The sequence below is a fragment of the Streptomyces sp. NPDC055955 genome, from assembly GCF_042270245.1.
Taxonomy (GTDB): Bacteria; Actinomycetota; Actinomycetes; order Streptomycetales; family Streptomycetaceae; genus Streptomyces.
The window spans coordinates 119,737-132,100 of the sequence record NZ_JBHJYS010000010.1; the positions used below are offsets into that span (position 1 = coordinate 119,737).

Sequence of the window (12,364 nt, forward strand, 5' to 3'; positions counted from 1 at the left end):
CCCGTACGGGCCCACGGGCACACCCCTGCGTGCCCTTCTTGAAGAAACGTTCCGTCAGTTGTTCACCCCGGGTGGGGCGCCGCCCGCCGGTGCCGGCGCGGCGGCGACGAGCCGATTGCGGGCGCGGCCCATGAGCTCCTCGCGCTCGTCCTCGGTCAGCCCGCCCCACACGCCGTACGGTTCGCGTACCTGGAGCGCGTGAGCAGCGCACTCCGCGCGCACCGGGCACCTCATACAGACCTCTTTGGCCGAGTTCTCGCGGGCGCTGCGCGCCGCTCCCCGCTCTCCCTCCGGATGGAAGAAGAGCGAACTGTCCACCCCGCGGCAGGCCGCGAGGAGCTGCCAGTCCCACAGATCTGCGTTCGGTCCGGGAAGGCGGGAGAAATCTGCCATTGCTGTGTCCCCTTGTAGCCGTTCTGACGCGGGAAGGTGCCCAAGAACCGTACATCTACTGTCTAAGGAGATGAAAATATGACTCATTGCGAATCTAGCCTCAGACACCACTGAAAGTGAAGAAAAACGGCTAAATGGGGCATGGCTTGTGGTGAAACCTTGTGAGTCGCTTGCGCCGTCTGCCTCTGTATCCGGTCCCTCACGTAGAGTGCCGAAGCAGACCGTCGAACCCGTAACTCTTTCGGGTGACCGTCGTTGAGAGTGCGGAGGCGGTTGAAAGAACAAGCGCTCGGGCATCTGTCCGAGAGCGTCGACCGCACAGGTGACGATTCGTACCAGCCTGGAGGCCCAAGGTGACGCGCATCAGCTGCGGAGGACGGTCATGACATCCGTCCTCGTCTGCGACGACTCCCCGCTTGCCCGAGAAGCGCTCCGCCGCGCGGTCGCGACCGTCCCCGGCGTAGAGCGCGTGACGACCGCGGCCAACGGCGAGGAAGTCCTGCGCCGCTGGGGCGCCGACCGCTCGGACCTGATTCTGATGGACGTACGCATGCCCGGTCTGGGCGGCGTCGAGACGGTCCGGCGACTGCTGTCCGCCGATCCCGGTGCGCGCATCATCATGCTCACCGTGGCCGAGGACCTGGACGGTGTCGCGCTCGCCGTCGCCGCCGGTGCTCGCGGCTATCTGCACAAGGACGCCTCGCGTGCCGAACTGCGTGCCACGGTCACGCAGGCGCTCGCCGACCCGACGTGGCGGCTCGCGCCGCGCAGACTGCGGTCGGCCGAGATGGGTGCGGCGCCGACGCTCACGGCGCGTGAGATCCAGGTGCTCGAGGGCATGAGTCACGGCCGGTCCAACGCGGAGATCGGGCGCGAGCTCTTCCTTTCCGAGGACACGGTCAAGACGCACGCACGCCGCCTCTTCAAGAAGCTCGGCGCCTCGGACCGTGCGCACGCCGTGGCGCTCGGCTTCCGCTGGGGCCTGGTCCGCTAAGGCGCACGGTGCGCCGCCGCGGGGGCACAGCGATCCCCGTCCGCCCCAGGGCGGACGGGGCTGCGGACGGCCGCCGGTCCTCGTTTCGCCGGACATGCCGCATCCTTGAGTTGTGGAGTTCCTCAGGGACGAGTCGGCCGAGCGGAAGGGGAGGGCGCACGAGATGAGTTCCGGCGCACCTGCTCATAACGCTTCAGTGCACAACTACGGACGCGGTGCCACGGACCGGACGCCGCCAAGGCACCATGGACCGATGCGCGACGACGAGGCAGCCGGCCGAGGAGCCATCGGTGCACTGGTCCACAGCGCCGTCGAGGGTGACGAGCAGGCCACGCACGACCTTCTCGCGCACGTCCATCCCCTCGCGATCCGCTACTGCCGCAGCCGTCTGACCCGACTGCCGGGTGACGCGCGGCACTTCGTCGAGGATCTCGCGCAGGAAGTCTGTGTCGCGGTACTCCTCGCGCTGCCGCGCTACAAGGACACCGGGCGCCCCTTCGAGGCGTTCGTCTTCGCCATCGCCGCGCACAAGGTCGCGGATCTGCAGCGCGCCGCCATGCGGCACCCCGGATCCACCGCCGTGCCCTCCGACGAGATGCCGGAGCGGCCCGACGACTCGCTCGGACCGGAGGAGCGGGCCCTGCTCAGCAGCGACGCGGAGTGGGCGAAGAAGCTTCTCGCCAACCTTCCGGAGAACCAGCGCGAGCTGCTGCTGCTCCGGATCGCCGTCGGCCTCACCGCCGAGGAGACCGGACAGATGCTCGGCATGTCGCCGGGCGCCGTCCGCGTCGCCCAGCACCGCGCGCTCAGCCGGCTGCGGGCGCTCGCCGAGCAGTGACACGCACCGAACCGTGGCGCTTGCCGGACATGGGCACTCACTGAACCGTCGCGTTCGCCGGGCGGTTGCACTCACTGAACCGCGACGTTCGCCGGGCGGTGGCACTCACCGAACCGTGGCGTTCGCGGAGCGGTGACGCTCGCCGAGGAGTGAGCCGATCGGAGTGAGACGCGCCACGCGCGCGTGAGGGGCGCCCAGGGCTGGGCGTGTACTGCACACGTGTGAACGTACAAATCTGCTCGGTGATCTTGATCGTGGAATGAGACACCTCCGGATCCCGTTAGCATGGACATCCGCACCGATCAAGGCCATTTGGGGAAGGTGTCATGACTGCAAACGTCGACGGAGTGCCCGAGAAATTCGCGACACTCGGGCTGACCTACGACGACGTGCTGCTGCTGCCGGGCGCGTCCGAGGTCCTCCCGAACGCGGTCGACACCTCGTCCCGCATCTCCCGCAACGTGCGCGTGAACATTCCGCTGCTGTCGGCGGCGATGGACAAGGTCACCGAGTCCCGCATGGCCATCGCCATGGCGCGGCAGGGTGGCGTCGGCGTGCTGCACCGCAACCTGTCGATCGAGGACCAGGTCAACCAGGTCGACCTCGTGAAGCGTTCCGAGTCCGGCATGGTGACCGACCCGATCACCGTGCACCCGGACGCGACGCTGGCCGAGGCCGACGCCCTGTGTGCGAAGTTCCGCATCAGCGGCGTCCCGGTGACCGACCCGGCGGGCAAGCTGCTCGGCATCGTCACCAACCGCGACATGGCGTTCGAGTCCGACCGCAGCCGGCAGGTGCGCGAGGTCATGACGCCGATGCCGCTCGTGACCGGCAAGGTCGGCATCTCCGGCGTCGACGCCATGGAGCTGCTGCGCCGTCACAAGATCGAGAAGCTTCCGCTGGTCGACGACGCGGGCGTCCTCAAGGGCCTCATCACCGTCAAGGACTTCGTGAAGGCCGAGCAGTACCCGAACGCCGCGAAGGACGCCGAGGGCCGCCTCCTCGTCGGTGCCGCGGTGGGTGCCAGCCCCGAGGCCCTGGAGCGCGCTCAGGCGCTGGCCGAGGCGGGCGCGGACTTCCTCATCGTCGACACGTCGCACGGACACAACAGCAACGCGCTGAACTGGATGGCGAAGATCAAGTCCAGCGTCGGCGTCGACGTCATCGGCGGCAACGTCGCGACGCGTGACGGCGCGCAGGCCCTGATCGACGCCGGTGTCGACGGCGTGAAGGTCGGTGTGGGCCCCGGCTCCATCTGCACCACGCGCGTGGTCGCCGGTATCGGCGTCCCGCAGGTCACCGCCATCTACGAGGCGGCTCTCGCCGCCCGCGCCGCCGGCGTCCCGGTCATCGGTGACGGCGGTCTGCAGTACTCCGGCGACATCGGCAAGGCGCTCGCCGCCGGTGCCGACACGGTCATGCTGGGCAGCCTCCTCGCGGGCTGTGAGGAGTCCCCGGGCGAGCTGCTGTTCATCAACGGCAAGCAGTTCAAGTCGTACCGCGGCATGGGCTCCCTCGGGGCGATGCAGTCCCGCGGTCAGGGCCGGTCGTACTCCAAGGACCGCTACTTCCAGGCCGAGGTCGCCTCCGACGACAAGCTCGTGCCCGAGGGCATCGAGGGTCAGGTGCCCTACCGCGGCCCGCTGGCCAACGTGCTGCACCAGCTCGTCGGCGGTCTGCGCCAGACGATGGGCTATGTGGGCGCCGCCTCCATCGACGAGATGGAGACCAAGGGCCGCTTTGTGAGGATCACGTCCGCGGGCCTCAAGGAGAGCCACCCGCACGACATCCAGATGACGGTCGAAGCACCGAACTACAGCCGCAGCAAGTAGCCGCAGACAGTCGAAGACAGAGTCAGGGGCGGCTCCGGGGTTCCCGGGGCCGCCCCTGGCGCGTATGTCGGGGATACTGGAAGGCGCTGAAACGCAGAGGGAAAGGCCACACACGTGACTGAGATCGAGATCGGGCGCGGCAAGCGCGGCCGCCGGGCGTACGCCTTCGACGACATCGCCGTCGTACCGAGCCGTCGTACGCGCGACCCGAAGGAGGTCTCGATCGCCTGGCAGATCGACGCCTACCGTTTTGAGCTGCCGTTCCTGGCGGCTCCCATGGACTCGGTCGTCTCGCCGGCCACCGCCATCCGGATCGGGGAGCTCGGTGGCCTCGGCGTGCTGAACCTCGAGGGCCTGTGGACCCGCTACGAGGACCCGCAGCCGCTGCTCGACGAGATCGGCGAGCTGGACACGGAGAGCGCCACGCGCCGCCTCCAGGAGATCTACGAGGCTCCCATCAAGGAGGAGCTGATCGGGCAGCGCATCAAGGAGGTGCGCGACTCCGGTGTCGTCACCGCCGCCGCGCTGTCGCCGCAGCGCACCGCCCAGTTCTCCAAGGCCGTCGTGGACGCGGGCGTCGACATCTTCGTGATCCGCGGGACCACCGTGTCCGCCGAGCACGTCTCCGGTGCCGCCGAGCCGCTGAACCTGAAGCAGTTCATCTACGAGCTGGACGTGCCGGTCATCGTGGGCGGCTGCGCCACGTACACCGCCGCGCTGCACCTGATGCGCACCGGCGCGGCCGGTGTGCTCGTCGGCTTCGGTGGCGGCGCCGCGCACACCACGCGCAACGTGCTGGGCATCCAGGTGCCGATGGCGACCGCCGTGGCCGACGTGGCCGCCGCCCGCCGCGACTACATGGACGAGTCCGGCGGCCGGTACGTGCACGTGATCGCCGACGGTGGCGTGGGCTGGTCCGGCGATCTGCCGAAGGCCATCGCCTGTGGCGCCGACGCCGTGATGATGGGTTCCCCGCTGGCGCGCGCCACGGACGCGCCCGGCCGCGGTCACCACTGGGGCATGGAGGCCGTCCACGAGGACGTGCCGCGCGGCAAGAAGGTCGACCTCGGGACCGTCGGTACGACGGAGGAGGTCCTCACCGGGCCTTCGCACACCCCGGACGGTTCGATGAACTTCTTCGGCGCCCTCAAGCGCGCCATGGCGACGACCGGCTACAGCGAGCTCAAGGAGTTCCAGCGGGTCGAGGTCACGGTGGCGGACTCGCAGCACCGCCGCTGACGCAGTACTACGTGGAAGGGGCCCGCACCGAAACGGTGCGGGCCCCTTCCACGTAGAGGGCCTCCACGGGTCTCTCCAGACCTCCTACGGGGTTCATGGGCCTCTACGGGGCTGTGGAGAGGGGCTTCACAGGCGGTGGGCCGCGCCTGTCGGGGTGGCGCCCCTGGTGTCCAGGAGGAGCTGGGCCTTCACGGACAGGCCCTGGAGGTCGTACGTGCGGTGATGCTGGAGCAGGATCGTCAGGTCGGCGTCCGCGGCGGCCTCGTAGAGGGAGTCCGCGCGGGGGACCGGGTGGCCGAGGACGTTCCACGAGGGGATGTGCGGGTCGTGGTAGCTGACCGCCGCGCCCAGCTGCATCAGTCGCGTGGCGATCTCCTGGGCGGGCGTGCCTTCCAGATCGGCGACATCGGGCTTGTACGTGATGCCGAGGAGCAGGACGCGGGCGCCGCGGGCGGACTTGCCGTGTTCGTTCAGGAGGGTGGCGGCGCGCTGGATCACGTACTGGGGCATGTGGTGGTTGACCTGCTGGGCCAGTTCCACCATGCGCAGGGGGCGGACGGGGAGGGGCGTGCCTGAGAGGTCCTGGGGGACTCCGTGGCCGCCGACGCCGGGGCCGGGACGGAACGCCTGGAAGCCGAACGGCTTGGTCTCGGCGCAGCGGATGACGTCCCACAGGTCGACGCCCAGGTCGTGGCAGAGGACGGCCATCTCGTTGACCAGGGCGATGTTGACGTGGCGGTAGTTGGTCTCCAGGAGCTGGACGGTCTCGGCCTCGCGCGGTCCGCGCGCGCGCACCACCTTGTCGGACAGGCGGCCGTAGAAAGCGGCGGCGGACTCGGTGCAGGCGGGGGTGAGGCCGCCGATCACCTTGGGGGTCGTGGCGTACGCGTGCGTGCGGCTGCCGGGGTCGAGGCGGCCCGGCGAGTAGGCGAGGTGGAAGTCGCGGCCGGCGCGCAGCCCCGAGCCGTCCTCCAGGAGGGGGCGCAGGACGCCTTCGGTGGTGCCGGGGGCGACCGGGGTCTCGATGATCACCGTGGTGTGGGGGCGCAGACGGGCGGCGAGGGCGCGCGTGGCGTCGGTGAGCTGTGTGAGGTCGAGGGAGCGGTCCGCGCCGAGCGGTGCGGGGGCGCAGATGACGGCGGTGCGGACGCGGCCGAGTTCGACGGGGTCACCGGTCGGCCGGAAGCCTCCCGAGAGCATCCGGCGGATGTCGGCGGCGGTCAGGGTTCCCTCGGCGCCGTCGCCGGGGAGCCGGCCGGCCGCGAGGTCGGTGGCGCGTGCGGGGTCGTAGCCGATGGTCGCGATGCCGGTGGCGACGGCGGCCTGGGCGAGGGGCAGGCCGAGGTGACCGAGTCCGACGACGGCGAGATCTGCGGGCATGGCGGTGGGCCGTCCTTCCCAATAGCCGGAGCGGGAGGAGAGCGCAAGCCCTGTGGACAAGATGGGCGAGCGCAATGTCAGACTAGGAGTAAATATGACCGTTATGCGGTATTGCCTGGCCGGGAATCCGGGAGTGTTGTCCACAGGCTGCGGGTGAGTGGTGGCTGAAGTCGGGCACGGCGGTCAGAATCGGTGCATGGGTGATGAGGGCCGGGGCGCATCAGACAGGTGACACCGGTGGGACCGACTGGACCGACGCCGACTGACCGACAGCGGGAGGTAGCAGTGAGGACAGCGACACTGGGACCGGCGGAGCGTGCCGAGGCGCTCGCGGGAATGGCCGAGCGAGAGCTGGACATCCTGGTCGTGGGCGCGGGGGTGGTCGGCGCGGGCACCGCGCTCGACGCCGCGACCCGGGGTCTGTCCACCGGCTTGGTCGAGGCGCGGGACTGGGCCTCCGGCACATCGAGCCGGTCGAGCAAGCTGATCCACGGCGGGCTCCGGTATCTCGAGATGCTCGACTTCGCACTCGTACGCGAGGCGCTGAAGGAGCGCGGGCTGCTCCTGGAGCGGCTCGCCCCGCACCTCGTGAAGCCGGTCCCGTTCCTGTATCCCCTCCAGCACAAGGGCTGGGAGCGGCTGTACGCGGGCTCGGGCGTCGCCCTGTACGACGCGATGTCCATGGCGCGCGGGCATGGGCGCGGACTGCCCATGCACCGCCATCTGAGCCGGCGACACGCGCTGCGGGTCGCGCCCGCGCTCAAGAAGGACGCGCTCGTCGGCGCCCTGCAGTACTACGACGCCCAGATGGATGACGCGCGGTATGTGGCGACACTGGTGCGCACGGCCGCGATGTACGGGGCGAAAGTCGCCAACAGGGCACGTGTGACCGGGTTTCTGCGGGAGGGCGAGCGCGTCGTCGGCGCCCGCGTCGAGGACGTGGAGGGCGGCGGGGAGTACGAGATCCGCGCCCGCCAGATCGTGAACGCGACGGGCGTGTGGACGGACGACACCCAGGCGATGGTGGGCGAGCGGGGCCAGTTCCATGTACGGGCGTCCAAGGGCATCCATCTCGTCGTGCCCAAGGACCGGATCAACTCGACGACCGGGCTCATCCTGCGGACCGAGAAGAGCGTCTTGTTCGTGATCCCGTGGGGGCGCCACTGGATCGTGGGCACCACGGACACGGAATGGGACCTCGACAAGGCGCACCCCGCGGCCTCCAGTGCCGACATCGACTATCTGCTCGAGCATGTGAACTCGGTGCTCGCGGTGCCCCTCACGCGCGATGACGTCCAGGGGGTCTACGCGGGCCTGCGGCCCCTGCTCGCCGGTGAGTCCGACGCCACGAGCAAGCTCTCGCGCGAGCACACGGTGGCGCACCCCGTGCCGGGGCTGGTCGTCGTGGCGGGCGGCAAATACACGACGTACCGGGTGATGGCCAAGGACGCCGTCGACGAGGCGGTGCACGGGCTCGACCAGCGGGTCGCCGACTGCGTCACCGAGGACGTTCCGCTGATCGGGGCCGAGGGCTACCACGCGCTGTGGAACGCGCGGGCGAGGATCGCCGCGCGGACCGGGCTCCATGTGGTGCGGGTGGAGCATCTCCTCAACCGGTACGGGTCGTTGGCGGAGGAGGTGCTCGACCTGGTGGCAGCCGACCCCGGGCTCGGCGCGCCGCTCACCGGCGCCGACGACTACCTGCGGGCCGAGGTCGTGTACGCCGCCTCGCACGAGGGGGCGCGGCACCTCGACGATGTGCTGACGCGACGCACACGGATCTCGATCGAGACGTTCGACCGGGGGACGCGGTGCGCGCGTGAGGCGGCGGAGTTGATGGCCCCGGTGCTCGGCTGGGACAAGGACCAGATCGAGCGGGAGGTGCAGCACTACGAGAAGCGGGTGCAGGCCGAGCGGGAGTCTCAGCGTCAGCCGGATGACCTCTCGGCCGATGCGGCGCGACTGGGGGCGCCGGATATTGTGCCGCTTTGATCTGTGCGGGTCTGGCTTGTGCGGGTCTGGCTTGTGCGGGTCTGGCTTGTACGGGGTGGATGGGTGGGCGGGGTTGCGCTGGGGGCGGTGTCCCCAGGCCCCCCGTTCGCCCTGCGGGCTCGTCCTCAAACGCCGGACGGGCTGAAGTGGCGCGGTCGTTCTCACCTTCGCCGGGCGGCCTGAATCGGTGTGCTCGTCCTTCGGTGCCCGGCAGGAGGAAGGGTGTGCTGGTCCTCGAACGCTGGAGGGGCTGATACGGGATACGGCGCGCTTGTCCTCGGGTGCCGGGCGGGGGGGAAGGGCGCGGTCGTGATCAGGCTCGCCGGGCGGGCTGAATCGGTGTGCTCGTCCTTGGGGCGGCGGACGCGGTGCGTGGTGTGTTCGGGGTCAATCGTCCGACCCGTTGGTGGGTGTGGGGTGGCAGAACTCTGCCGTCAGCAGGCGGCGTTCCAGTTCGGGGGTGTGCTTCGTGGTGTCTGTGTCGGTGCGGAACGTGATGACTCTCGACGCCGTTCTCGTTGCCGCCGTGCGGACGTAGCTGCCCTCGATTCGGCCGTTGTGGCCCCATATCGTCGTTCCGCAGGGGAGCTTCGTGGGGTAGAGGCCCATGCCGTAGCGGCCTTGTGTGGTGCGGGTGTCGAGCATCGTGCGGAGTTGGCCCGGTGGGAGGAGGCGCCCCTTCAGGAGGGCCGTGTAGAAGCGGTTCAGGTCGGTGAGGGTGGAGATCAGTTCGCCTGCGGCGCCGGCCACGCGCGGGTTCAGAGTGGTCACGTCGTCGCCCGTCGCGTCGTACGCGCGGCCGTGCGGTGTGGGCAGTGTGGTGCGGGTGCCGGGGAACGACGTGTCGGTCAGGTGGAGCGGTTCGATGATGCGGCGGCGGGCCTCGGTCGCGTACGAGTGGCCCGTGACCTGGCCTATGACCATGCCCAGCACGACGTAGTTGGTGTTCGAGTACGACCAGTGGTCGCGAGGGCTCGGCGGGCCGGCCTCGGCCAGTCGTACGGCCGTTGTGGGGGATACCGGGATCGTGCCGTGCGTGCGCGCCGTGAAGTCGGGCAGGCCACTGGTGTGGGTGAGAAGCGAGTGGAGGGAGACGGTGTGGTCACGCAGTAGACCAGGGAGGTGGTCGTCCACCGTGTCGGAGAGGCGCAGGCGGTGTTCGGCGGCGAGTTGCAGCACGACCGTCGCGATGAACGACTTCGTGATGCTCCCGGCCCGGAAGTGGTCGGTGCGGCGGATCGTGGGGCCGGTGCGTACGAAGCGCGTCGTCCCGCCCTCGCGGGCGAGCAGCGCCGCGGCGGGGGCCTTGCCCTCCGTGACCAGCAACGGAAGAGTGGCATCCGTGGCCGGGGCCGCGAGTGACGTGGAACTGCCCGGAAACATACAGAAGAGGGCCGCTGCCAGGGGTATCGCCAGCAGTGTCCGAAGTACGGGCATGACGGTCCCTCCGTGTGTGCGGTCCATCATGAGGGACGGCCGACCCTGGGCGTGGAGTGGTCCCCGGGTAAGGGACAATGAAGGCTCTGTCAGGGCGGGTTGCAGAGGGGACGCATGTCGGAGGCGGAGCAGACGGGCACAGCTCGTCAGGACAAGAGCGCACGTCTCCTCGCCGGGCGCTACCGGCTGGGAGAGGTCCTCGGCCGCGGCGGCATGGGCACCGTGTGGCGGGCGAAGGACGAGACACTCGGCCGGACGGTCGCCGTCAAGGAACTGCGGTTCCCGTCGAGCATCGACGACGAGGAGAAGCGGCGCCTGATCACGCGAACGTTGCGTGAGGCGAAGGCGATCGCGCGGATCCGGAACAACAGCGCGGTGACGGTCTACGACGTGGTCGACGAGGACGACCGGCCGTGGATCGTGATGGAACTCGTCGAGGGCAAGTCCCTCGCGGAGCAGATCCGTGAGGACGGCCTGCTGGAGCCGCGGCGCGCCGCCGAGGTCGGGCTCGCGATCCTCGACGTGCTGCGCGCCGCGCACCGCGAGGGCATCCTGCACCGCGACGTGAAGCCGTCGAACGTGCTGATCGCCGAGGACGGGCGCGTCGTCCTCACGGACTTCGGCATCGCCCAGGTCGAGGGCGACCCCTCGATCACGTCCACCGGCATGCTCGTCGGCGCGCCCTCGTACATCTCGCCGGAGCGGGCGCGCGGGCACAAGCCCGGCCCCGCCGCCGACCTGTGGTCGCTCGGCGGCCTGCTGTACGCGTCGGTGGAGGGAGTTCCTCCGTACGACAAGGGGTCCGCCATCGCGACCCTGACGGCCGTCATGACCGAGCCGGTCGACCCGCCCAAGAACGCGGGGCCGCTGGAGAAGGTCATCTACGGGCTGCTCGCCAAGGACCCGGAGCAGCGGCTCGACGACGCCGGGGCGCGGGCCCTCCTGAACGACGTCCTGCACGCTCCCGAGCCCAAGGACGAGGCGCCCGAGCCGGTCGACGCGACCAAGGTCGTGCCGCTGCCGCCCATTCCCGAGCAGACGCCCAAGGTGCCCAAGACGCCCAAGGTGCGCTTCGGCAAGGGAAGTTCGGCGGCGGGAGCTGCCGCGGGGGCCGGGTCTTCGGCTGCGTCCGTGAGCCCCGCGGACGCCGGTGACGGCACCGGCGCGGGCAAGAGGACCGAAGAAGCGGCCGAGAAGCTGCGTGGCGCGTTGCGGTCCGTGCGGAAGGCCGCTGCCGCGGCCACCGCCGCGACGGCGGCCGGAGCGGCAGGCAGGAGTGGTGAGGCCGCGTCCGGCGGCACGGCGGAGGCCTCCGCGCATCCTGCGGTCGGGCAGGGCGGTTCGGGTGTTCCGGCGCAGCCCGCCGGGCCGCCGCGCACGCCGGCGACCAGGGCCTCGCTCACGGACGTGGTCCCGCGGCGCACCCTCGTGATCGTCGCGGTGCTCGTCGCGCTCGCCGTGATCGGCACCGTCATCGGCATCGCGTTCAGCGGTGGCGACGACGGCAGTTCCGCCAAGGGCGGCGACAAGTCCGCCTCCGCGGGAGCGAGTGGCGGCGCCGGCAGCGGCAGCGGCGGCGGCGACAGCAAGGACAAGGGCAGCGGGTCCGGCAGCGGCAACGACGCGGCTCAGGACGGCGGCAAGGGCTCCGACAAGGGCCAGGGCTCCGGCTCGGACACCGACAAGGGCGGAGACAAGGACAGCGACGCCGGCCAGGGTGCGTCGCCCGGCAGCACCGGTGGCGGCAGCGGGATCCCGGGCGGCAGCGGCGCCGCCTCGACGTACAAGCACGACCAGGGCTTCTCCATCGGGCTCCCGAAGGGCTGGAAGTACAGCTCGACGAGCGCGGCGGGGGCCCGCTTCACGGGTCCCGACGGACAGAAGCTGCTCGTCGGCTGGACGACGACGCCCAAGTCGAACCCGGTCCAGGACTGGCGCAACCAGGAGCAGTACATGCGCCGCTCCCAGTACGACCGGATCCGGATAGCGGCTGTCGACTTCCGCGGCTGGAACACCGCGGACTGGGAGTTCACGTACGTCGACGGGGGCACCAAGTACCGCTCGATCGACCGCGGTTTCGTGGTCAACAGCGGTCTCGGGTACGGCCTGATGTACACGGCCAAGGCCGCCGACTGGGACGGTGCGCAGCGCAAGGCCACCTGGCAGACGTTCACCAAGACGTTCAAGCCGAAGTCCTGAGCCTGAAGGCAGTCCGGCACGTATCGTGAGTGCTTGCGGACCGTGCGCAGCCGTATCGGG

9 protein-coding genes are annotated in these 12,364 nt (G+C 70.2%); 6 read left to right on the forward strand and 3 right to left on the reverse strand.

Annotated features, from left to right (window positions below; genetic code table 11):
* Positions 1-54 precede the first annotated feature (54 nt).
* Positions 55-393, reverse strand: a complete 339-nt coding sequence (locus ACFC96_RS21515) for a WhiB family transcriptional regulator (RefSeq protein WP_266561100.1) — start codon at positions 391-393, stop codon at positions 55-57.
* A gap of 382 nt (positions 394-775) precedes the next feature.
* On the opposite strand from ACFC96_RS21515, the gene ACFC96_RS21520 reads away from it, so the two are divergent.
* The 4 genes from ACFC96_RS21520 to ACFC96_RS21535 all read left to right on the forward strand — a co-directional run bounded on the left by ACFC96_RS21520 (position 776) and on the right by ACFC96_RS21535 (position 5,296).
* Positions 776-1,387: a response regulator transcription factor gene (locus tag ACFC96_RS21520; RefSeq protein ID WP_003948568.1), complete on the forward strand. Its 612-nt coding sequence runs from the start codon at positions 776-778 to the stop codon at positions 1,385-1,387.
* 253 nt (positions 1,388-1,640) lie between these two features.
* Positions 1,641-2,225: a sigma-70 family RNA polymerase sigma factor gene (locus tag ACFC96_RS21525; RefSeq protein ID WP_116510977.1), complete on the forward strand. Its 585-nt coding sequence runs from the start codon at positions 1,641-1,643 to the stop codon at positions 2,223-2,225.
* Between the two features lie 326 nt (positions 2,226-2,551).
* The gene (gene guaB, locus ACFC96_RS21530; protein WP_227296814.1) at positions 2,552-4,057 is read left to right on the forward strand and encodes an IMP dehydrogenase; all 1,506 of its coding nucleotides are present in this window, start codon (positions 2,552-2,554) and stop codon (positions 4,055-4,057) included.
* A gap of 114 nt (positions 4,058-4,171) precedes the next feature.
* Positions 4,172-5,296, forward strand: coding sequence for a GuaB3 family IMP dehydrogenase-related protein (locus tag ACFC96_RS21535; RefSeq protein ID WP_116510973.1), 1,125 nt, complete (start codon positions 4,172-4,174; stop codon positions 5,294-5,296).
* A gap of 126 nt (positions 5,297-5,422) precedes the next feature.
* Here the strand turns inward: ACFC96_RS21535 and ACFC96_RS21540 are convergent, their stop codons facing one another.
* Positions 5,423-6,676: a nucleotide sugar dehydrogenase gene (locus tag ACFC96_RS21540; protein ID WP_376613604.1), complete on the reverse strand. Its 1,254-nt coding sequence runs from the start codon at positions 6,674-6,676 to the stop codon at positions 5,423-5,425.
* Positions 6,677-6,961: 285 nt separating this feature from the next.
* Here ACFC96_RS21540 and ACFC96_RS21545 point away from each other — a divergent pair, with 285 nt between their 5' ends.
* Positions 6,962-8,668, forward strand: coding sequence for a glycerol-3-phosphate dehydrogenase/oxidase (locus tag ACFC96_RS21545; protein WP_376260105.1), 1,707 nt, complete (start codon positions 6,962-6,964; stop codon positions 8,666-8,668).
* A 387-nt stretch (positions 8,669-9,055) separates the two neighbouring features.
* Here ACFC96_RS21545 and ACFC96_RS21550 read toward each other — a convergent pair whose 3' ends face one another.
* A complete protein-coding gene (locus ACFC96_RS21550; RefSeq protein WP_376613606.1) occupies positions 9,056-10,105 on the reverse strand; it encodes a serine hydrolase domain-containing protein in 1,050 nt (349 codons plus the stop codon).
* A 114-nt stretch (positions 10,106-10,219) separates the two neighbouring features.
* Between ACFC96_RS21550 and ACFC96_RS21555 the strand changes: the two genes are divergently transcribed.
* Positions 10,220-12,304, forward strand: a complete 2,085-nt coding sequence (locus ACFC96_RS21555) for a serine/threonine-protein kinase (RefSeq protein ID WP_376260101.1) — start codon at positions 10,220-10,222, stop codon at positions 12,302-12,304.
* The last annotated feature ends 60 nt before the right edge of the window (positions 12,305-12,364 follow it).

Excerpts from the sequence above, each read along its gene's own strand:
- ACFC96_RS21525 (WP_116510977.1), top strand. The coding sequence starts at position 1,641 with ATGCGCGACGACGAGGCAGCCGGCCGAGGAGCCATCGGTGCACTGGTC.
- ACFC96_RS21555 (WP_376260101.1), top strand. The coding sequence starts at position 10,220 with ATGTCGGAGGCGGAGCAGACGGGCACAGCTCGTCAGGACAAGAGCGCA.
- ACFC96_RS21550 (WP_376613606.1), bottom strand. The coding sequence starts at position 10,105 with ATGCCCGTACTTCGGACACTGCTGGCGATACCCCTGGCAGCGGCCCTC.
- ACFC96_RS21515 (WP_266561100.1), bottom strand. The coding sequence starts at position 393 with ATGGCAGATTTCTCCCGCCTTCCCGGACCGAACGCAGATCTGTGGGAC.
- ACFC96_RS21520 (WP_003948568.1), top strand. The coding sequence starts at position 776 with ATGACATCCGTCCTCGTCTGCGACGACTCCCCGCTTGCCCGAGAAGCG.
- guaB (WP_227296814.1), top strand. The coding sequence starts at position 2,552 with ATGACTGCAAACGTCGACGGAGTGCCCGAGAAATTCGCGACACTCGGG.
- ACFC96_RS21540 (WP_376613604.1), bottom strand. The coding sequence starts at position 6,676 with ATGCCCGCAGATCTCGCCGTCGTCGGACTCGGTCACCTCGGCCTGCCC.